This is a genomic window from Mucilaginibacter phyllosphaerae, from assembly GCF_004378255.1.
In the GTDB taxonomy this organism is placed as follows: Bacteria; Bacteroidota; Bacteroidia; order Sphingobacteriales; family Sphingobacteriaceae; genus Mucilaginibacter; species Mucilaginibacter phyllosphaerae.
Window position 1 is genome coordinate 728,863 of the sequence record NZ_SNQG01000001.1, and the last position, 21,058, is coordinate 749,920.

18 protein-coding genes are annotated in these 21,058 nt (G+C 44.1%); 12 read left to right on the forward strand and 6 right to left on the reverse strand.

The genetic code is table 11. The annotated features are described in order from the left end of the window. Positions 1–118 precede the first annotated feature (118 nt). The gene (gene cmk, locus E2R65_RS03030; RefSeq protein WP_134334992.1) at positions 119–793 is read right to left on the reverse strand and encodes a (d)CMP kinase; all 675 of its coding nucleotides are present in this window, start codon (positions 791–793) and stop codon (positions 119–121) included. Positions 794–951: 158 nt separating this feature from the next. Here cmk and arfB point away from each other — a divergent pair, with 158 nt between their 5' ends. Next, positions 952–1,362 carry an alternative ribosome rescue aminoacyl-tRNA hydrolase ArfB gene (gene arfB, locus E2R65_RS03035; protein WP_134334993.1) on the forward strand — a complete coding sequence of 137 codons (411 nt, stop codon included), beginning with the start codon at positions 952–954 and terminating at the stop codon, positions 1,360–1,362. Between the two features lie 185 nt (positions 1,363–1,547). Here arfB and E2R65_RS03040 read toward each other — a convergent pair whose 3' ends face one another. From E2R65_RS03040 to E2R65_RS03060, 5 genes are all read right to left on the reverse strand, one after another. Further along, entirely contained in the window at positions 1,548–2,504 is a 957-nt protein-coding gene (locus tag E2R65_RS03040) for a lipid A deacylase LpxR family protein (RefSeq protein WP_134334994.1), read from the reverse strand. 43 nt (positions 2,505–2,547) lie between these two features. Continuing rightward, positions 2,548–3,171: a hypothetical protein gene (locus tag E2R65_RS03045; protein ID WP_134334995.1), complete on the reverse strand. Its 624-nt coding sequence runs from the start codon at positions 3,169–3,171 to the stop codon at positions 2,548–2,550. A 60-nt stretch (positions 3,172–3,231) separates the two neighbouring features. Next, on the reverse strand, positions 3,232–3,813 hold the full coding sequence (locus E2R65_RS03050) for a hypothetical protein (protein WP_134334996.1): 582 nt from the start codon (positions 3,811–3,813) through the stop codon (positions 3,232–3,234). Between the two features lie 249 nt (positions 3,814–4,062). Continuing rightward, complete coding sequence (gene lon / locus E2R65_RS03055) at positions 4,063–6,504, reverse strand: endopeptidase La (protein ID WP_229704601.1); 2,442 nt, start codon at positions 6,502–6,504, stop codon at positions 4,063–4,065. Positions 6,505–6,912: 408 nt separating this feature from the next. Continuing rightward, positions 6,913–8,820 carry a class II glutamine amidotransferase gene (locus E2R65_RS03060; protein WP_134334998.1) on the reverse strand — a complete coding sequence of 636 codons (1,908 nt, stop codon included), beginning with the start codon at positions 8,818–8,820 and terminating at the stop codon, positions 6,913–6,915. A gap of 242 nt (positions 8,821–9,062) precedes the next feature. Between E2R65_RS03060 and E2R65_RS03065 the strand changes: the two genes are divergently transcribed. From E2R65_RS03065 to E2R65_RS03120, 11 genes are all read left to right on the forward strand, one after another. Beyond that, entirely contained in the window at positions 9,063–9,851 is a 789-nt protein-coding gene (locus E2R65_RS03065) for a carbon-nitrogen hydrolase family protein (protein ID WP_134334999.1), read from the forward strand. A 667-nt stretch (positions 9,852–10,518) separates the two neighbouring features. Continuing rightward, positions 10,519–11,589: a complex I subunit 1/NuoH family protein gene (locus E2R65_RS03075; RefSeq protein WP_134335000.1), complete on the forward strand. Its 1,071-nt coding sequence runs from the start codon at positions 10,519–10,521 to the stop codon at positions 11,587–11,589. Between the two features lie 183 nt (positions 11,590–11,772). Beyond that, positions 11,773–12,363, forward strand: a complete 591-nt coding sequence (locus E2R65_RS03080) for a NuoI/complex I 23 kDa subunit family protein (RefSeq protein WP_229704602.1) — start codon at positions 11,773–11,775, stop codon at positions 12,361–12,363. Further along, positions 12,360–12,908 carry an NADH-quinone oxidoreductase subunit J family protein gene (locus E2R65_RS03085; protein ID WP_134335001.1) on the forward strand — a complete coding sequence of 183 codons (549 nt, stop codon included), beginning with the start codon at positions 12,360–12,362 and terminating at the stop codon, positions 12,906–12,908. The genes E2R65_RS03080 and E2R65_RS03085 overlap by 4 nt, the downstream gene beginning before the upstream one ends. After that, the gene (nuoK, locus tag E2R65_RS03090; RefSeq protein ID WP_134335002.1) at positions 12,905–13,210 is read left to right on the forward strand and encodes an NADH-quinone oxidoreductase subunit NuoK; all 306 of its coding nucleotides are present in this window, start codon (positions 12,905–12,907) and stop codon (positions 13,208–13,210) included. The genes E2R65_RS03085 and nuoK overlap by 4 nt, the downstream gene beginning before the upstream one ends. After that, positions 13,210–14,064: a hypothetical protein gene (locus E2R65_RS03095; RefSeq protein WP_134335003.1), complete on the forward strand. Its 855-nt coding sequence runs from the start codon at positions 13,210–13,212 to the stop codon at positions 14,062–14,064. The genes nuoK and E2R65_RS03095 overlap by 1 nt, the downstream gene beginning before the upstream one ends. Further along, on the forward strand, positions 14,064–14,366 hold the full coding sequence (locus E2R65_RS03100) for a hypothetical protein (RefSeq protein WP_134335004.1): 303 nt from the start codon (positions 14,064–14,066) through the stop codon (positions 14,364–14,366). Before E2R65_RS03095 ends, E2R65_RS03100 begins: the two co-directional genes overlap by 1 nt. After that, complete coding sequence (nuoL, locus tag E2R65_RS03105; RefSeq protein WP_134335005.1) at positions 14,363–16,426, forward strand: NADH-quinone oxidoreductase subunit L; 2,064 nt, start codon at positions 14,363–14,365, stop codon at positions 16,424–16,426. Before E2R65_RS03100 ends, nuoL begins: the two co-directional genes overlap by 4 nt. After that, entirely contained in the window at positions 16,426–18,039 is a 1,614-nt protein-coding gene (locus tag E2R65_RS03110; RefSeq protein ID WP_134335006.1) for a complex I subunit 4 family protein, read from the forward strand. The genes nuoL and E2R65_RS03110 overlap by 1 nt, the downstream gene beginning before the upstream one ends. A gap of 5 nt (positions 18,040–18,044) precedes the next feature. Then, the gene (locus E2R65_RS03115; protein WP_134335007.1) at positions 18,045–19,556 is read left to right on the forward strand and encodes an NADH-quinone oxidoreductase subunit N; all 1,512 of its coding nucleotides are present in this window, start codon (positions 18,045–18,047) and stop codon (positions 19,554–19,556) included. A gap of 87 nt (positions 19,557–19,643) precedes the next feature. After that, a complete protein-coding gene (locus tag E2R65_RS03120) occupies positions 19,644–20,951 on the forward strand; it encodes an ammonium transporter (protein ID WP_134335008.1) in 1,308 nt (435 codons plus the stop codon). Positions 20,952–21,058: the final 107 nt, after the last annotated feature.

Below are 21,058 nucleotides of genomic sequence, written 5' to 3' on the forward strand. Positions count from 1 at the left end.
GGAGAAGATTTCTCCTCGTACATCGTTCGAAATGACATCTTGTTAATTGTCTTAAAGAATTGCTTAGTACTCGCACTGTCTTTTTGCGGCACTCGACTTAGACTTCATACTAAAGACTTTACCCTTTTAACTTCTCCACTTTATCCAGCGCAAAGTGCAGCTGTTCATCAGGCGTAAGGTTGGTGTTATCTAATATCAGGGCATCCTTGGCGCGTATCAGCGGGCTCTCCTCGCGGGTGGTGTCCTGGTAATCGCGGTGGGCTATGTTCTCAAAAATATCCTCTAAGGTAAGGTCGGGGTTTTTATGATGGATCTCGTCGTAACGGCGCTGGGCACGCACGGCCGGGTCGGCGGTCATAAATATCTTGATGGGGGCATCCGGAAAAACAGCGGTACCTATATCGCGGCCATCCATCACAATATTTTTAGATTCGCCCATGCGCTGCTGCTGTTTCACCATCTCGCGCCTAACCTCTTTCAGGGCAGATACCTCGCTTACCTTTTCAGAAACGGGCATCATCCGGATCTCTTCAGATACCTCTTCGCCGTTCAGGGTAATATGGGTTTCATAATCGCGTGAGTGGAAATTAAGATGGATATTTTTTAACGCATCTTCAATCTGCGCATGATCGTGCGTATCTATATTATTCCTTAAAAAATAGAGCGCTACCGCACGGTACATAGCGCCGCTATCCACATAAATATAATGCAGTTTTTTGGCTAATGCCTTGGCCAGCGTGCTTTTACCACATGATGAATAACCGTCTATAGCTACAATAATATTTTTGTCCATCGGGGAACGAAGGTACGGTTTTTAGTGAATAGTTGAATAGTGAGAGGTTGATTGTTGAATGATGAGTGGTTGATTATAGCGTATTTATATGAACTGTTTTATATACAAAAAATAACTATTCACTACTCACTTGATCAACCACTCACTATATTTACCCCATGAACCTGAATAAAGCCGACCTGCAAAAGGAGGTTTACTATAAAACATCGCGCAGCGGCGGCAAAGGCGGCCAAAACGTAAACAAGGTATCTACCAAGGTAGAGCTGCTATTTGATGTGAACGCCTCGCAGCAATTTACCGACGAAGAAAAACTTGTACTGAACCAGAAACTACAAAACCGCTTTAATAAAGACGGCCTGGTACAGATTATATGTGATGAAGAGCGCAGCCAGTACCTCAATAAGGAGATCGCGATGGAGCGGCTGATTGTTTTACTTACCCATGCTTTGCATAAACCCAAAGTACGCAAACCATCTAAAGTAAGCAGGGCAGCCAAACTGGCCAGGCTGGGCAATAAAAAACAGCAGGCCAACAAAAAGGCCGACCGTAAAAGAAATTTTGATTATTAAAGCCTTATCCCAATATTTCTACTTTGGAGCATGGTTTTATAAATACAATCCCTCCCTTGGGATGAGTTTGTGGTTGGTGTAGTGGCAGGGAGGGGTTATAGGCATTTTACCTGTCGGCATCCCCCCTCCTCCTCCCTGCCGGTGGGAGGGAATCGCGCGGTTTCCTGGCTCGATTTGGAGTAGTTTTATTTAAACCTGTAAAGCATCGTAACAGATCCCCATTGCTGCGAACGCAGCATCTCTTTAACTTCCTTGCTTTTAAATATCACCGATACATCAAACACAAAACGGTTAATTACTAAACTGCCACCTATCTGGTTGGTTAACACAAAAGGTTTTTTGGTAAGGGTTATTTCTTCGGTGCCGGGTTCGGGGTGGTCTTTAAACAGGCTGCCCTGTATGGTGGCATCGTAAGCTATATAATTAGCCTGTGGTTTGTAGTAAAAGAAAAGTTCGTGCTTGTGCAGCGGGGCAGCAACATCTGATCCGGATACGGTACTTTGTGTACTTACCGAGTGGAATAGCTGGTTAAACGAGCCTAAACGGAACAGCGGGCCAACGCCTGCACCTGTAAAGCCATTGCCCAGGTTGGCATAACCGCTTGCCGAAACGTCTATTCCCTTAGTGCGTGCCAGTAACTTATTATAATCGGCAGACAGGTTAAACTGTACCTCGTTCCTTACCTGGTATTGCCAACCCTGGGGCGGATAAAAGCCAAATGTTTTGTGAATGAATTTTTGAATACCTTCTGCGCCTGCTGCAGGGCCTATTACGCCAACTTTAGCGCTAAGTTTTAAATTGCTTTCGTTTTTATAAAGCAGGTTTAATGATGAGCCTACATACAAATATCCGGCAAAGGGCCTGTCTACATATTGCGCAGCAGGTATATAGCCAGACCTGGGGTTAAATATTTTTTGCCCGGCCTCAAAACCCAGTACCTTGTTGGCCATTTTATCATTTTTGCCTGCATTTAAGGCATGGCGAAAATAGGCGTAAATACCATTTGTATAATACCTGTCAGATCCCTGCGCCAAAAAAGAATCATTATCTGATTGTAAACCCGCTTCGTTAGTGTGCGTTTGGGCGTATGTATTAATGACGGCAAATAAAAAAACGGCTAACAGTAAAAGTTTAGTTTTCATCAAAAAGAATTAAGATTGCTAATGTAAAAAAAGCAACCTGTTATTACTTTGCTTTTGTGCTTTTCTTAAAAGAATAACCAAAACTCATGTAAGGCCAAAGCAAATATTGTTTCCTGGTTGTGGCTATAGGGCCGCCGCCAATCCTAAAAGTAAAACCACCTTTAAGGGGTTGGTATCTGTAGCCAACGGTTAAACTGCCAATGGCACCGGTTTCGCCATGAGGCTTGGGCTGGTAATCTGCCGGGTGCGGGTTAGATTCGCTATTGTCGGTATAAAAAAACAAATCTTCTGTACTGTGATAATAAAATAAGGTAACACCGGCACCAAACTCTGCATAATGCCCCCTTTTCCCTGCTAAATAATTCATCATAACCGGCACGGTTAGCAAAGGCGCGTTCTTTTTAGGGAAATAACTTACACCTACGCGTATTCCCAATCCGTTTTGGCGTTTTTTAAACCGTACGTCATAATTAATTGAATAAAGCAAACCGGGCCCGCCTGCTTCAAAAAATATAACTTTACCAACGTGGTTAAACAAAGTGTTGGATACTGAATCTTTTTTTAAAGAATCCTGCGTAGTTAGTAGCGGTGCGGTTTGCGCAAATGCACATCTGCCAGATGTTAGTAGCGTAATAAGCAGAACAGTGCGCAGTAAAAGTAGCCTCATAGAAATTAATTAGTGGCTATTAAGCTATTATTTGAGCCATAACCGTCGCGATGTTTTTATTTAGAATGCGTAGCCAAAGCTTAAATATGGCCAATAAGGAATAACCTTATGAGTAGAAAATACCGGGCTTACACCGGCCCTAAAACTAAAACCACCGTCTATAGGCTGATAGCGATATCCAAAATTAAATGTGCCCAGTAATCCGTATTCCCGTTTTGCACTTCGATAATAGCTAACGTCACCTAACTGGTAGCTGTCGGAGCCGCCGTTATCAAAAAAACCATCATAACTATCAGATTTGAAGGTATAAAGGGTAACACCTGCGCCTACTTCAAAGTATTTGCCACGCTTGCCTAATAAGTAGTTAACAACAAGAGGTACTGTAAAAAAAGATGTTTCACTATCAGCATAAAAAGATATACCGGCGCGGCCGCCTAAACCATCTTGCTTGTTTTTAAAACGGGTATCATAATTTAATGAGTACACCGACCCGGGGCCAAATAACTCAAAAAAGAACGTTTTAGCTCTTTTGTTTAAATAGGAATTTTGAACAGAATCTGCTTGCGGTAACTTTTGCGCACTTACAGCAACACAACTGATGCACAGTGCAACCAGTAAAAAGGATTGTAAAGATTTGATCATATAAGGTTTAATGGCTGTGAAGATATTGCTTTTGACCAAACAAACCACAAAAGGTTTAAATAAAAAGCAGGGATGATTGTCCCTGCTTTTTACTTGTAATATTGTAGCTTTTTTACTGTTGTTTATAAAAGTTTGCATATCGTGAACCTGCCGAAACCATTAGCCAATTTGCTAAGTCTTCGAAAATCTCAGACTGACAAGCGATATGTCATTTCCCCTTTACAGCCTTGCCTTATTTTAAAATCCAGACTAATTTACTGGCTTCGCTTCCTTTTCCTTCACTGTCAGGTCAAGCGGTTCGCTTACCAGTTCGGTTAACAGGGCCAGGTTTATTACCTCGCGCATATCGGTAACGTAATGGAATTTTAAGTCGGTAATATAATCTTCCTTAATCTCCAAGATATCCTTTTGGTTTGATTTACAAAGGATGATCTCTTTGATATTGGCGCGTTTGGCAGCCAGTATCTTTTCTTTAATACCACCTACAGGCAACACGCGTCCGCGCAGGGTGATCTCGCCTGTCATGGCCAGGTGCGGTTTTATTTTACGCTGGGTAAACGCCGACACCAGTGCGGTAAGCATGGTTACCCCTGCTGATGGGCCATCCTTAGGTGTAGCGCCTGCAGGTACGTGTACGTGGATATCCCACTGCTCAAACAATTTGGGGTTGATGTTAAAGTAACCGGCATGCGCACGCAGGTAGGCTAACGCAATAGTTACCGATTCTTTCATCACATCGCCCAGGCTGCCCGTTAAGGTAAGTTTGCCGTTACCGGGGCTTAAGCTGGCTTCAATAAACAAGATATCGCCGCCAACAGATGTCCAGGCCAGGCCGGTTACTACGCCGGCTGTATCATTATTTTCGTACAGATCCTTATCATAGAAGGGTGCGCCCAGGATCTTTTCCACTTCTTTTTTGCTTACAAGGGTATTGTAGGGCTCTTCCATGGCAATGTTTTTGGCAACACCGCGTATCACCGACCCGATCCTCTTTTCCAGCGATCGCACGCCAGATTCGCGGGTGTAGTCTTCTATCAGTTTTTCCAGCACATCGCTTTTTACAACCACATCCTTAACGGTTAGGCCGTGGGCTTCGCGCTGTTTGGGCACCAGGTGGCGTTTAGCTATCTCCACCTTTTCTTCGATGGTGTAGCCATTCACCTCAATGATCTCCATCCTATCCAGCAAAGCCGGCTGGATGCTGCTTAAAGAGTTTGCAGTAGCAATAAACATAATGTTCGACAGGTCGAAATCCATCTCTACATAGTTGTCATAAAAAGTACTGTTCTGCTCTGGATCCAATACCTCTAACAGCGCCGATGAAGGATCGCCTCTAAAATCGGTGCTTACCTTATCAATCTCATCCAGTATAAATACCGGGTTTGCAGCACCCGCCTTTTTAACCGATTGAATGATACGGCCCGGCATTGCGCCGATATAAGTTTTACGGTGGCCGCGAATTTCGGCCTCGTCCCTTACACCACCCAATGCCATCCGCACGTATTTACGCCCCAAAGCTTTGGCGATAGATTTACCCAGCGATGTTTTACCAACCCCCGGAGGGCCAACCAAACAAAGGATAGGCGCTTTCATATTATGTTTCAGTTTCAAAACAGCCAGATATTCAATAATTCGCTGTTTTACCTTATCCAGGCCGAAATGGTCCTTATCAAGTACCTTTTGTGCCCTTTTAAGGTCGAAATTATCCTTTGTAAATTCATTCCAAGGCAGGTCGAGCAAAAGCTCCAGATAATTTATCTGCACCGAATAATCTGCCGCGGCTGGGTTAGTGCGGGTAAGCTTTTCCAGCTCTTTGGCAAAATGTGCCTTAACCTCTTTATCCCATTTCTTTTTAAGAGCGCGTTTGCGCAGATTTTCAATTTCCAGGTCAGGCGAAGTGCCTCCCAATTCTTCCTGAATAGTTTTTAGCTGCTGATTCAGGAAATAATCGCGTTGCTGCTTATCCAGGTCAACCCGTACCTTGGTCTGGATCTGGTTTTTCAGTTCCAGCATCTGCAGGTCGAGCGTAAGGTGCTCCAGCACCATATTTATCCTATCGCGCAGGCTGGCGGTTTGCAATAAAGTCTGTTTAGCAGCCATATCCGCATTCATATTTGATGATATGAAATTGATGAGGAACGATGTGCTTTCGATGTTACGGATAGCTATCCCTGCTTCGCTGGGGATATTTGGCGATAGCTGTATAATGTTCATAGCCATATCTTTAACAGACGATACCATGGCTTTAAATTCCTTATCCTCTTTAGCCTTTATCTCTTTAAAAGGATCAATAGTTGCCTTAATGTAGGGCTCGCTTTGTACCTCTTCTTTCAGCATAAAGCGTTTTTTACCCTGTAATATTACGGTGGTATTACCATCGGGCATCTGCAGCATTTTTATGATGAGGGCAATGGTACCAACCTTATTTAACTGGGTAAAGGTGGGGTCTTCAATACTTACATCCTGCTGTGCTACCACGCCTATCAGGCGGCTGCCTTTATTGGCATCCCGAATCAATTTAATAGATTTATCGCGACCAACCGTAATAGGAATCACAACGCCCGGAAACAGCACCGTGTTACGCAGCGGGAGGATAGATATAATTTCGGGCACCTCCTCATTATTCATTTCTTCTTCATCCTCTGATGACATCAGCGGGAAAAATTCAGAATCTTCATTAATCGAGGGCATAGTATTCTTAAAATCAAACGGATCAAAACTCATCAATCACCTTTTATTTATGCCTAAACGCCATATTGGCAGGTACGGAAACTCCGCCCATGCAAATACGGGTTAACAGGCATTAGTTATATATTCAAATATACAGTTTCAAGAGCTATGCCAATATCAATTTATTGTTCATTGCAATTATTGTAATTTTACAACCCACTGTATTACTGATGTTTGCAAGAAATAAATATATCTGGCCTTGTTTTACAGTAATTTAAAAAAAGTGGAAAAATCGTCAGTCTATAAAAGTTCAGATATGATAAGTTTTGGCCTATCATCCGGGATTTAAGCAGGCACTGAAGCATAAAACTAAAAAGAGCGATAGAAAACCTATCGCCCTGATATATAAGTAGTAATTACCTAATAATATTACATGTAAGCCCTTTGGTTGTTACCTTCCATCCAGTTAACAAAGGCGCGGTTTACCACTTTGTTACCGCCAGGTGTTGGATAATCACCACTAAAATACCAATCGCCGATGTGGTCAGGGCAGGCAATGTGCAGGTTATCTAAAGTCTGGTATAGCACTTCAACCTTGGCTGTGATGTTTGGCGGGGTGATGATCTTAGCAATACGATCAGATATTTCCTGATCGGTAAACGGCGCGTAAATAGCCTTTACATAGTTTTCCACATCTTCTTTAGCCAGTTTAGAGCTATCCTTACATTTCTGGTAAACTTCAACTATAATGTTTTCTTTACCCTGCTCTTTTAACAGGCTGATAGCGGCTTCAAAGGCAACAAATTCGCCCATGCGCGACATATCGATACCATAACAATCCGGGTAACGGATCTGCGGCGCAGATGATACCACAACCACTTTTTTAGGGCCCAGGCGGTCAAGTATCTTCAGGATGCTTTGCTTCAGGGTAGTACCACGTACAATAGAATCATCCAATACCACTAATGTATCGGTGCCTTTTTTAATAAGGCCGTAAGTGGTATCGTAAACGTGGGCCACCATTTCGCTGCGGTCTGCATCCTGTGTAATAAAGGTACGCAGCTTAACATCTTTAATGGCAATTTTCTCTACTCGTGGTGCAAGCGCCAGTACTTCGGTCAATTCTTCCTCGCTGATCTTGTCATCACGGTTAAGCAGCCTGTCGCGCTGGTATTTTTTGATGTATTTGTGCACCCCTTCTACCATGCCGTAAAAGGCAACCTCGGCAGTGTTGGGGATATAGGAGAATACCGTATTTTGCACATCATTATTTACAGCGCCTAATATTTGCGGGCAAAGTAACCTACCCAATTGCTTACGCTCTTTATAAATAGCAGCATCGCTGCCACGAGAAAAATAGATACGCTCGAACGAGCATGCCTTTTTCTCTAAAGGCTCGCTAAACATGGTTTCGCTTATTTTACCGTTCTTTTTAACGATAAGGGCATGGCCGGGCTTTATCTCGCGGATGTCTTCGATAGGGATGTTAAAGGCCGTCATGATGGCGGGGCGCTCCGAAGCAGCAACCACTATTTCATCATTATAATAATAAAATGCCGGGCGGATGCCTACCGGGTCGCGCATTACAAATGCATCACCATGGCCTAATATGCCTGCAATGGTGTAGCCACCATCCCAGTTTTTAGCGCTCTTTTTCAAGATCTTGGCAACATCCATATCATTGGCAATCAACTTGCTGATCTCGGCGTTATCATCAAGCCCTTCGCGTTTATACTGGTCAAACAAACCCTGAACTTCGGTATCGATAAAATGACCTATTTTTTCTAATACGGTAACCGTATCCGCTTTTTCTTTAGGGTGCTGGCCAAGTTCATACAGTTGTTGCAGCAGTTCGTCAACATTAGTCATGTTAAAGTTACCGGCAATAACCAGGTTACGGGTCATCCAGTTGTTTTGGCGCAGAAAAGGGTGGCAGTTCTCGATGCTGTTTTTACCATGCGTACCATAACGCAAATGGCCCAGTAACACTTCGCCGGTAAAGCTTACGTGTTCTTTGAGCCATTCGGTATCCGCCATTTTTTCAGGCGTCTCCTTTTGTATTTCAGCAAATTTTTTCTGGATATACTCAAAAATATCAGCAACCGCATTAGATGCCATTGAGCGGTGCCGGCTGATATACCGTTTACCAGGCTCAATATCCAATTTAATGGTGGCAACACCCGCGCCATCTTGCCCGCGGTTATGCTGTTTTTCCATTAAAAGGTAAAGCTTGTTTAGTCCGTACAGCGCAGTGCCGTACTTTTTCTGATAATAAGAGAGTGGCTTTAGTAAGCGGATAAATGCCACACCGCATTCATGTTTAATCTGATCGCTCATGATTGGGAATGAGCCTGCAAAGGTAAAATTTTATCTTATATAGTGTTTAAACATATTGTCATTAGTTAGTATTTTTTGCGATGTGGGAAAAGCTATGCTTCTGCACCTTGCTAACAAGCGTTTGCAAGCATCAATTTGCAAGTTCTCCCCTTCATGGAGCATTTAGGTAAAGCTACCCCGTAGAGGACCCCATATTGAATAATATTTCATAAACTTATGCTGATAATCCCTAAATTTACCTAATGATCATAGCAGTCGCCTCGCCCTTATTCCCAACTTCTATACCGAATGCTTTAACCCAGGTTGATACCCTTTCTGAAGATGCCGCACAACAGGGAGCCAAGATAATTTGCTTCCCGGAATCATTTATTCCCGGCTATCCCCTTGCCGATCATCAGCTCGAAAAAGCAACGCCAGAACAGTTACAAGCGGCACTAAACAGCGTATGCGAAATAGCCGCAAAAAACGCCATCGCCATCATTACCCCTATGGATTGGTATGAAAATAAACTATTTTTGAATGTAGCACAGGTAATATCTGCCAAAGGAGAAGTATTGGGTTACCAAACCAAAAACCAGTTAGACCCAAGCGAAGACCGATTTTGGGCACCCGGAACTGAACGCCGACTATTTGAAATTGAAGGATTAAAATTTGGCATCACCATTTGCCATGAGGGTTTCCGCTATCCCGAATCAGTAAGATGGGCCGCACGCGAAGGCGCACAGGTGGTTTTTCACCCGCACCTTACCGGCAGCGATATCAGCGGCAAACAAATTACCGAATGGGGCCACAACCGAAGCCCCTACTACGAAAAGGCCATGATGATGCGCGCTATGGAAAACACGATTTACTTTGCCAGCGTTGGCTACGCTATGAAATACCAGGAGGCTACCAGCTCTATCATTGCGCCGGATGGCGTTTGCATTGCGCATCAGCCATATGGCGAAACGGGGGTTACTGTTGCAGAGATCGATACCCAAAAAGCAACAGGATTTTTAGCGAAAAGGTTTAAACCGGAGTTGTATGGCTAAAACTTTGGTGAGTCTGTCGAACCAGTAGCCGTTTTGTTAAGTCTTCGATATGCTCAGACTGACATAAAGAGTTTCATTTCAAATGAGTTATGAGGAGAAATCTTCTAAAATATATTTGTCAGCTACATACAAAGCGTAAAATACTTATTCTCGCTGTCGTTTGTTTGAAAGGGCATGATGGTGAAAGCGCTTATTTTTATCTATTTCTGCATAAAAGGATTGGATAACAATTATCTCACCAATAATATTTTAATTAAACTCTCCCAATTCTTTTGCCAGTATCCAAAGTTAGTCATGAACTGGCCCTCCGACATTTTGTACCTGAAACTTTCTAAGATAGCTGGAAGACAATTCAAATTTGGTCACAAACCCAGAACCTGATGCCGGCACATCCAATCGCGCGCTATTTGTATTGCATACACCTCGTTCCTTACCGGATAAAAAATGGGTTATTCCATTAACCTTAATTAAAGCTTATTGCGTTGCACCAGGCAATTAATTTTTTATCTTTTAATATACTTATGCACCATATCCGGGCATACGTTACTCGCCAATAGGGCAATCAAACCACAATTAGCGAAACAGTTAGGGGCATCATCAAAAAACCACTACCAAAACAGTCAACTATCCTTAGCATTTATTAAGTTTGCAGCCAAAGCAAACATCCTTGAATTTTTACCTCACATATTTTATTGTAGCGGCAGGTTTATTTGCTTTTGTTGGCCTGTTTACCATGTTTGGCGTTTATGCCGAGCGTAAAGTGAGCGCCTTTATACAAAACCGCCTTGGCCCAACAGAAACGGGGAAATACGGCACCCTGCAGGTACTGGCCGATATGATGAAAATGGCCCAAAAAGAACTGATCATCCCGGCGGCGGCGGATAAGATCTTGTTCCTGGCGGCACCTGCCATTATATTTATTGGCGTTTACCTGGGCTTTGCTGCCCTGCCCTGGGGGCCGGGGCTCATACCCGCTAATATCAACATCGGGTTGTACTATATCTTCGCGATCATATCCATCGAAACACTGGGCATCCTGATGGCCGGTTGGGGATCAAACAATAAATATTCTATACTGGGGGCTATGCGTTCTGCAGCGCAGATCATCTCTTACGAGATACCGGCTGGCTTTGCGCTCATATCCGTTGTAATGGTGGCGCAAACCTTAAATCTGCAGGATATAGCCATGCTGCAAGGCATCCTATCGCCTGATAAGGCAAAGTTTTTGGGTTTTTGGGATGTATCGGCCATTGGCGGTTTCCTGTCATGGAACGTTTTCCAGGCGCCGCATTTGCTGATAGCTTTTGTCATCTATTTTATTGCCTCGCTGGCAGAAAGTAACCGCGCCCCCTTTGATATTCCCGAGGCGGAATCTGAACTGGTGGCGGGTTTCCATACCGAGTTTACCGGATTGCAATTCGCGCTGGTTTTTTTGGCCGAATATTCCATGATGTTTTTGGTATCGATGGTGGGCGTAATTTTATTTTTAGGCGCATGGAATACCCCGCTGCCTAATATAGGTTCGTTACATTTAGCAAGTTGGACAACCAATGCTGCCTGGGGAATACTATGGATCTTGCTAAAAACGTTGCTGTTAGTAGGTGTGCAGATCTGGATACGATGGACACTGCCACGCCTGCGGGTAGACCAGCTCATGAACCTGTGCTGGAAGGTACTAACCCCCCTGGCATTTTTATGTATGCTGATATCGGGCGTATGGCGGCTGTGGGTGATGTAGGTGGGAGAGAGATTAGTGGTGTGTGATTAGAGATCAGAAGTAATATGGAATGTCGAATCTTCAATAACGAATGATGATTTGGGATTGAGAAGAAATAGTGGTGAACATCGAAATCGTTATTCGAAATTCAAAATTTGATGTTCGATATTTAGTTTTTAGAATTTAGTAATTAGCATTTAGACTTTGATAAAAAGGGCAATAAACGGTTTTACAACGGCATGGAAAGGGCTATCCCTTACCCTGAAGGCGATGTTTACATCAAACGCCCAACGCCGGGTGATGCCCATAACCGACGATAATTACTTCCATCAGCTTAATAATACCAATACTATCCAATACCCTAAACAGGAATTACCCGTGCCCGAAGTGGGCCGCTACCAGCTGGATGTAGAGATTGACGATTGTATTGTGTGTGACCTGTGCGCCAAGGTTTGCCCGGTTAACTGCATTACTATCGAATCGATAAAATCCACCGAAGGCAGTATCGGCGAAACATCCGATGGATCGAAAAAACTGCTTTACGCCGCCCAGTTTGATATTGATATGGCTAAATGTATGTACTGCGGCCTGTGTACTATTGTATGCCCAACCGAGTGCATTGTAATGACCAACGAGTACGACCGCACGGTATTCGACCTGAGTAACCTTACCTATGAGTTTTCGGATATGTCGCCAGAGATAGCAGCCGAAAAACGGGCGCTGCTGGAAAAGCAAAACGCCGAAAAACAAGCTGCCAAACAAGCCGCAATGAAAGCAAAGGGAGGCGCCGCATGAATTTAGTACAGATCATGTTCTACGTGATGGCGTTGGTAACGCTGGGCTCGGCACTGGTAGTAGCCGCCGGGAAAAACCTGGTACGCAGCATTTTTATGTTTTTTGTGACCCTGTTTGGTTTAGCTGGTTTGTATGTTTTGGCCCTGGCTGATTTTGTGGCCGTTACCCAGATTGTGATATACGTAGGCGGTATTTTAGTGCTGATACTATTTGCTTTTATGCTTTCCGGCAAGGAGGCTTTAGTTAAAGCAGAACAGCAAAGCAATAAATTCATCAGCCTGAATAATTTCCCCGCCTTTTTACTGGCCGCCCTGTTTTTAGTGGTAATGCTGAATGTGGTGTTTAAAGCCGATGTAAATAACCTGCCCTGGGTAAAGGCTTCTGTTTTAAATAAGAATGTGGTACCGGTTAATGGCACAGGCATTAATGATATAGGCGTTAATTTAATGACACGTTATTTGCTGCCTTTCGAGGTGATTTCGGTGTTGCTGATGGTGGCTTTGGTGGGTTCGGCGCACTTATCCAGAAAGGAGGCTAAAGTATGATAGGCCTTAACGATTTTATGCTGGTAAGTGTAGGCCTGTTTTGCACCGGCCTGTTCATCATCGTATCTAAAAAGAACGCTATCCAGATTTTGATAGGGATAGAACTAATGCTGAATGCCGCCATTTTAAACCTGGTAGCCTTTGGCAAGTATGACCGTATGAACAACGGCGGCCAGATGTTTGCACTTTTCGCTATTGTACTGGCGGCGGCAACAACGGCGGTGGCACTGGCCATTATTTTAAATGTGTATCGTAAATATAAAACGATTAATCCTGATAAAGTTAACCAGTTAAAAGATTGATGAAGCGCATATTGATCATATTGCTTGTACTGTTATCCGTTAATGCATCTGCACAACGGAAGAAAAGCCGTGCAAAAAAACGCGCCAAACATACCGCCAGGCACCGGGCGTCTGTGCGCGAGGAAGAGCCAGAGCCGGAACCTGTGCGCGAATTTCAATACGTAAGTATGGGTGCCGATAAAAGAATTGTACTGACCGACCCGCCCGAGGGACAGGAGAAACCATTTATAATAATTAACGATACGGTTTACAATGGCAGGCTGGCAGATTTGAAGGTAGATAACATTACAGATGTATCGGTAATTAAGCGAAAAGGCGCGCGTATTATGTACGGGCCAAAGGCTGCTGCGGGTGCCATCATCATTAAAACAAAACAGCATTTGCCGGCAAATTTAGCCTATGATGCTTTACCGTTGCCAAAAACAGGGCCGCAGCAAAAGCCATTTATGTTTAACGAGGAAGTTACCTACGGCAAGGTAGAAGATCTGGATCAATCCAAAATACTAAGTATAGATACGCTGATACAGCCCAAATTTGCAGGCTCGAAAGATAACGACACTACCGTAAATGTAACCACTAAAGTTTATGGCAAAAAGCTGTACCAGTGGAAATTTGGCACATTATCCAAAGCCTATAAAAGCTATATTCGGAGCCGCCGCGGCAAGGACGACGGCATGCAATATGTACTCAGCGACGGCACCACCTTAACCGGCGGTAACGAAGATGATCTGATCAAATTATTGCAGGTGTATCATGCAGATCCTTTATCAGCAACATTTGCACCTGCGAAAGGTACGCGTAAAAACCGTACTCCGGCAACCTTAACCATTGAATTAAACCAGCCCGCCAATTGATGATGAAAAAGCTGGTTGGGATATTATTTATTTTTATATCGGTTAGTGCATTTGCGCAGGCAGAGAAACGGGCTGCGGATTCGATTAGAGTTATCAGATGGAATTGTGGTCCAATGTTTAATAATTCTGCTCCGCTATATGTAGTTGACGGGATAGGTTTTCAAGAGCAGCCAAAATGGCTAAATCCTAAAAATATAATCGATATTAAAGTAATGCAATCTTCAGATGCCATTAAAGCGTATGGGGATAAAGCAAAAACAGGTGCTATTATAATTACTACTAAAAGAAAAAATAATAATTGAACCCAAATCTACCATATAACAATGCGCAAACCGTAACCCTTGCTATTATAGCAGTGGTGTTGCCCTTCGCTGCCTTTGTGGTAAACTTTTTACTGCTGGGCAAAAGCAAGGCGGCCGGCTGGGTATCTACATTGGCTATTGTGGCAAGCACTGTGCTGGCGGCAAATGTGTTTTTTAAAGTTTGGGGCAGCCACACTATACACCTGCAACAGGTTTGGTTTACCATAGGGGCTACCAAAGTACAGGCGGGCATCTTGCTGAATAACCTTTCGGTGATGTTATTGCTGCTGGTGCCTGTTATTGCGCTGCCGGTACATATTTACTCTACCGCCTACATGAAAGATGACGAGGGCTACAGCCGTTATTTTAGCTATTTAAGTCTGTTTTGTTTTAGTATGCTGGCTTTGGTGGTGGCCGATAACCTGATCATGCTGTATGCCTTTTGGGAACTGGTAGGTTTTTCATCATACCTATTAATAGGTTTTTGGTTCACCCGCCAAAGCGCCGTCATCGCCAACAAAAAAGCATTTATCATGAACAGGATAGGCGATATCGGTTTACTAAGCGCCATCATCATCCTATTCACCCAATTTGGCACTTTTGATCTGGAAGCGCTGTTTGGCCCTAAAGGCCTGATTGCCTTATCCAATATCACCAACGGGCAATGGGTTTCTGCCTCGGGCAGCATCCCGGCTGTTTGGCAATATGTAGCTTTCGGCGGCATCTTTTTGGCTGTTGCGGCAAAATCGGCACAATTTCCTTTGCATACCTGGTTGCCGGACGCCATGGAGGGTCCAACTTCGGTTTCGGCATTGATACATGCAGCTACTATGGTGGCTGCGGGCGTTTTTTTATTAGGCAGGGTTTACCCCATGTTTAACGATGCCGAGCTTACCGTGCTGGCTGTGGTAGGTTGCTTTACCGCATTTATGGCGGCAACCATCGCCCTTACACAAAACGATCTGAAACGCATTTTGGCCTACTCTACCATATCGCAATTAGGTTTTATGGTTATGGCGATGGGCGTTGGGGCATATTCCTCATCATTGTTCCATTTGGCTACACATGCCTTTTTTAAATGTTTGCTGTTTTTGGTGGCCGGTATTGTTATCCACCAAATGAAACACATTAAGGATGATAACCATCTTGACATCGACCCGCAAAACATCCTGCACATGGGCGGCTTGCGTAAAAAACTGCCGGTTACCTTTATAGCTGCCTTAATTGGCGGTTTGGCACTGGTGGGTTTCCCGCTTACATCGGGTTACCTGTCTAAAGATGGCATCCTCATCCAGGCGTTTGATTGGAGTGACAACCGGGCGGGCATCTTAAAGCTTATCCCATATGTGGCACTCTTCACCAGTTGGTTAACTGCATTTTATGTAGCCAGGCTGATCGTAAAGGTATTCTTTGGCGAGTTCCGCCTGCAAAAAATGAACCCGCATATCCACATCCACCTGGGCGATGGTGGCTGGCAATATAAAGTACCGTTGGTTTTTCTGGCACTTTGCTGTTTGTTTCCGCTGTTTTCATACAGCCCGGTGTTTTATGAAGATGCCTGGTTGTACAAAGGTTTTCTGCAAGCTAATTTCTTTGCGCGAGAGAACCTGTATCATGTGCTTATCCCGGTAACGGTAGTGATATTAAGCGTGGTGGTGATATATGGCGCCTATGTAGTTTATGTAAAACGTAATAGCTGGTCGTTCCCGCAAACTGGCTTTTTATACCGTTTATCATACCATGAATGGTATATCGATAAATTTTATAACCGGGTTATTGTGGCCTTTATCCTATGGCTGAGTAAAGCCCTTTATTGGTTTGATAAAAATATTATAGACCGCTTTGTGAACGAACTGGAGCAGGTTAGCCGTAACATAGCCGGCCTTGCCGCCTGGTGCGATAAATACATCGTAGATGGCTTTTTGCACCTGATAGCTAACTTAGTAGCAGCCATTGGTAATTTTGCCCGCCGGTTTCAAAGCGGTAAAATTCAATATTATTTATTCAGTATGCTGCTGGTGCTTATTGCTGTGTTTATCTTTAAACTGATCTGGACCTGATGAATTTATTAACCCTGCTTATTTTTACGCCTGTATTGTTTGGCCTGGTAATATTGTTGCTGCCATCATCGCTGCGTGCAAGTTTCAAATACATTACGTTGTTTGCTACCCTACTGCAGTTATGTTTCAGCATCTACATTTACCTGCATTTTCAAACAGGAGCGGCACACGCAGGCATCAGCAACGAAGGGCAGTACCAGTTTATGCAAAAACTGCCCTGGATAAGCCTGGACCTGGGCACCGTGGGCAAAATGCAGATAGAATATTTTGTAGGGATTGATGGCATATCAGTAACGCTATTGGTAATGGCCGCCTTAGTAATGGTGGTAGCAGCCATAGCATCTTGGGAGATCACCAGTAACCTAAAAGGATTTTTCGCACTGTTCTTATTGCTGGATATGGCCGTAATGGGTGTTTTTTGTGCGCTGGATTTCTTCCTGTTCTATACCTTTTACGAGCTGATGCTGTTGCCATTATATTTTCTGATAGGGATGTGGGGCGGTGCACGGCGCGAGTATGCGGCCATCAAATTTTTCCTGTACACATTATTTGGTTCGGTATTTATGTTGCTGGTGATGGTGGGTTTATACCTGTCGGTAAAAGACCCTGTTACAGGCAGCCATACTTTTAACATGATCCACATGATGAACCCGGCCAATTATATAGATGGTTCGGTGTTCTCGGTATTAAACCACGCTACCATACTGGGAATGCCTGCACGTACGGTTGGCTTTGTGATATTATTTATTGCCTTTGCCATTAAGGTACCGGTTGTGCCTTTGCATACCTGGCTGCCCGATGCACACGTAGAAGCACCCACACCGGTATCTATTATACTGGCAGGTGTGCTGCTTAAGATTGGCGGTTACGGCATTATCCGGATCTGTATGGGCATCTTCCCGGAAGTAGCTTTATCCGGCGCGTTCTGGTTAGGATTATTAGGAGTTATCTCCATTCTATATGGGGCATTCAACGCCCTTGCCCAGCGTGACTTGAAACGGATGATCGCTTATTCATCCGTATCGCACATGGGTTTTGTGCTGTTGGGAATAGCCTCTAATACGGCCGAAGGTATCAGCGGTGCAGTGCTGCAAATGGTAAGCCATGGCTTTTTATCAACCATGCTATTCTTTTTGGTGGGGGTTATTTATGGCAGGGTGCATGACCGGGATATTTATAATTTCCGCGGGTTGGGTACGTTGATGCCGCGTTACACGGTTTATGTAATGGTAGCGTTTTTTGCATCCTTGGGTTTGCCGGGCTTCTCTGCTTTTGTGGCCGAGGCGTTCACGCTGGCGGGTGCGTTTAAATCGCACTCGGTAAATGGCTTGTTACCTTACTGGATGGCTATTTGCGGTACGGTAGGGATCTTACTAAGTGCTGCCTATTTTTTATGGACATTGCAACGCATGTTCTTCGGCACTATATCCCTAAAAGGCGGCGAGATCTGGAAAACAGCCTTAACCGATCTGAACCTGCGCGAAACCGTAACCCTGCTGCCGCTGGCATTGATTGCCCTGGCATTGGGTATTATGCCTGCACTGGTGCTGGGTAAAATAAATGATTCTGTATTAGCGCTGGTAGCCTTTACGCAAAACGCCTTAGGTAAATAACATACATGAAGGACTTGCTACCATATATTACCGGCCAGATAAATGATGTAATAAGCAGCATAGGCCTTTTTATGCCCGAGGTTTATTTAACCGTATTGTTTATTATCGTATTAGTCACGGATCTATTGTTCGGTAAAAAATCTGCCAAACTTTGCCGCATAGTGGCAAGCGCGGGTATTTTACTGGTGATATTTAAAGATTTGCAGCAGGTAGCCCTAACAGGTGCTTATGCATTGCCCATATTTAACGGTATGCTGGTATTGCACCGCACGGCCATAGCCTTTAAATTTATTGTTGACATACTGGCCTTTGCCTTACTGCTTTATTTTGCATGGGATAAAAAACTGCAGGAACACAAAAAAGGGCTGTCGGATCTGTATAGCATTGTAATAGGCTCGGTATTAGGGCTGCACCTAATGACTATGGCTATTAACCTGCTTTCGGTTTATCTGGCTATCGAATTTGTGTCTATTGCATCATACCTGCTGGCATCCTATCGTACCGAAAATGCAAAAACTACCGAGGCAGGTTTAAAATATGTGCTGTTTGGTGCAGCGGCATCTGCAGTAATGCTGTATGGCATCTCGCTCATCTATGCCTACAGCGGCTCGCTGGATGTGTACAGCAAAGAAATGGCCGCCGGGCTGATGCAAACCAATACCTTCAGTGTGTCGTTCGCGTTATCGCTGGTGTTTATTGGTATTGGCTTTAAGCTATCATTTGTACCGGTGCATTTTTATGTGCCCGATGTTTATGAAGGTGCTGCCACCCCGGTTACGGCCTATCTATCTACCTTACCCAAAATTGCCGCATTTGCTTTGGTGGTAAATTTTGTGGCCCCATTTGTGGCGCAGCAAGGGTTTTACACCAACTGGAAGGGTTTTGATTTTAGGCTGACCCTGTCTGCCATTGGCATCCTGACGATGGTGGTGGGTAACTTTGCCGCCGTTTTACAAAATAACGTAAAACGAATGCTGGCATACTCGGGTATAGCGCATACCGGTTTTGCTTTGATGGCGCTGGTAACCTTTACCCCGCAGGGCCTAACCGCTTTAACCTATTACCTGCTGATGTATGGCCTGGCCAATATCGCCGCCCTGGCATTAGCTAACTACTTTGAAAATAACGAGAGCATTACCAACATGAGCGATTATAAAGGCCTCGGCTTTAAATACCCTTTGGCCTCCGTTTGTTTTGTGGTGGTGCTCATCTCCCTTACTGGAATCCCGGTCAGTGCGGGTTTTACGGGTAAGGTATTTGTGTTTTCGGCAGTTTACGGGGTTTACCAGCAAACGCATAATGTATGGCTGCTGGCCCTGCTCATCACCGGGGCGGTAACAACCGTTGTTGGACTTTTTTATTATTTAAAAGTGCCACTTAACTTATTTTTGAAAAGAAGTGAATTTACCCCGAATGAAATTTCGTATTCTACTAATTTAGTAGTTTTTTCTTCTGTGATTGCATTATTGTTAATAATATTTGGCATTTTGCCAGATTTGTTAATTAAATTCCTGTAATTGTTTCCATTATTTTAATTTTTTGTAATTATTGTTATAAAAAAAGTATAAATTGAGGCCGTTTAAACTAAATGGTTTTAATTTGATATGAAACGTTACTTCCCTTTTTTTGTAATCCTGGTCATTTTAGCGCTTACTTTTATTTTTCCGTCGGTTGAATATGATAAATCGGTAAAATCTAATTTTAATACCGGTGATATTGCCTGGATGCTGATGTCGACCGCCCTGGTTTTGATCATGACACCCGGCCTTGCCTTTTTTTACGGCGGTATGGTAAATAAAAAGAATGTAATATCCACGATGCTGCAAAGTATAGTGTGTATGGTTATCATTACGGTAATGTGGGGCATATTTGGTTTCAGTTTGGCCTTTGGGGATAGCATTGGCGGTGTAATTGGTAACCCATCTACCTTTTTTATGATGAAAGGCATGTTGGGCAATGCCAGCTGGAAGGCTGCACCAACTATTCCCCTATTATTGTTTGCCATGTACCAGTTAAAATTTGCCATTATTACCCCGGCGCTGATAACCGGCGCCTTTGCCGAGCGCATCCGTTTCAATTCATACATTATATTTTTAGTGCTGTTCAGCATTTTTATATTCTCGCCATTGGCACATGCTACCTGGCACCCTGATGGTGTTTTAGCTAAATTAGGGGTGCTGGATTTTGCCGGCGGTACCGTTGTACACATGTCTGCAGGTTGGGCAGCTTTAGCATCGGCCCTGTTCTTAAAAAGCCGTAACGAAGCCAATCACTCACCTGCCCGCATTACCTATGTAATGATAGGTACCGGCCTTTTATGGTTCGGTTGGTTTGGTTTTAACGCAGGCTCGGCGTTTGGTGCCAACCACCTGGCGGTAACGGCGCTGGCTACCAGCACCACGGCATCTGCTGCGGCAGGTGTTACCTGGATATTTTTTGATATGCTGCGCGGCCGCAAACCCTCTGCTATGGGTACCTGTATCGGCGCGGTGGTAGGTTTGGTAGCGATAACCCCTGCAGCAGGCTTTGTAAGCGTACCGCATTCACTGGCTATTGGTATTATTTCTGCCGTGGTGAGTAACCTGGTGGTGGAATGGCGCACACGCACCACTATTGATGATACGCTGGATGTTTTCCCGTGCCATGGTGTAGGCGGCATGGTGGGTATGTTATTAACCGGCGTATTTGCCAGCCAAAGCGTTAATCCTGCCAATACAACCGGCGAGGGGCTTTTCTTCGGCCACACCCACCTGTTTCTGATCCAGTTGATGGCTTTGGTAGCCACCTCTATATTCTCATTCTTTGGCTCGGTGATATTATTAAAGGTTACCGATATGATCTCGCCGCTGCGTGTGTCTAAGGAAGACGAGGTGTTGGGATTGGATATTAGCCAGCACGGAGAAAAACTTTAGATCGGCTTCAATTGACTACAATTAAAAGCAGAACTTGAGAAGGAAATGTAATAAATATAAATGGGTTGCACAAAGCACGGATTGATACTTTAATAGCTGCTTATTTA

Excerpts from the sequence above, each read along its gene's own strand:
- cmk (WP_134334992.1), bottom strand. The coding sequence starts at position 793 with ATGGACAAAAATATTATTGTAGCTATAGACGGTTATTCATCATGTGGT.
- arfB (WP_134334993.1), top strand. The coding sequence starts at position 952 with ATGAACCTGAATAAAGCCGACCTGCAAAAGGAGGTTTACTATAAAACA.
- E2R65_RS03040 (WP_134334994.1), bottom strand. The coding sequence starts at position 2,504 with ATGAAAACTAAACTTTTACTGTTAGCCGTTTTTTTATTTGCCGTCATT.
- E2R65_RS03045 (WP_134334995.1), bottom strand. The coding sequence starts at position 3,171 with ATGAGGCTACTTTTACTGCGCACTGTTCTGCTTATTACGCTACTAACA.
- E2R65_RS03050 (WP_134334996.1), bottom strand. The coding sequence starts at position 3,813 with ATGATCAAATCTTTACAATCCTTTTTACTGGTTGCACTGTGCATCAGT.
- lon (WP_229704601.1), bottom strand. The coding sequence starts at position 6,504 with ATGCCCTCGATTAATGAAGATTCTGAATTTTTCCCGCTGATGTCATCA.
- E2R65_RS03060 (WP_134334998.1), bottom strand. The coding sequence starts at position 8,820 with ATGAGCGATCAGATTAAACATGAATGCGGTGTGGCATTTATCCGCTTA.
- E2R65_RS03065 (WP_134334999.1), top strand. The coding sequence starts at position 9,063 with ATGATCATAGCAGTCGCCTCGCCCTTATTCCCAACTTCTATACCGAAT.
- E2R65_RS03085 (WP_134335001.1), top strand. The coding sequence starts at position 12,360 with ATGAATTTAGTACAGATCATGTTCTACGTGATGGCGTTGGTAACGCTG.
- nuoK (WP_134335002.1), top strand. The coding sequence starts at position 12,905 with ATGATAGGCCTTAACGATTTTATGCTGGTAAGTGTAGGCCTGTTTTGC.
- E2R65_RS03095 (WP_134335003.1), top strand. The coding sequence starts at position 13,210 with ATGAAGCGCATATTGATCATATTGCTTGTACTGTTATCCGTTAATGCA.
- E2R65_RS03100 (WP_134335004.1), top strand. The coding sequence starts at position 14,064 with ATGATGAAAAAGCTGGTTGGGATATTATTTATTTTTATATCGGTTAGT.
- E2R65_RS03110 (WP_134335006.1), top strand. The coding sequence starts at position 16,426 with ATGAATTTATTAACCCTGCTTATTTTTACGCCTGTATTGTTTGGCCTG.
- E2R65_RS03115 (WP_134335007.1), top strand. The coding sequence starts at position 18,045 with ATGAAGGACTTGCTACCATATATTACCGGCCAGATAAATGATGTAATA.
- E2R65_RS03120 (WP_134335008.1), top strand. The coding sequence starts at position 19,644 with ATGAAACGTTACTTCCCTTTTTTTGTAATCCTGGTCATTTTAGCGCTT.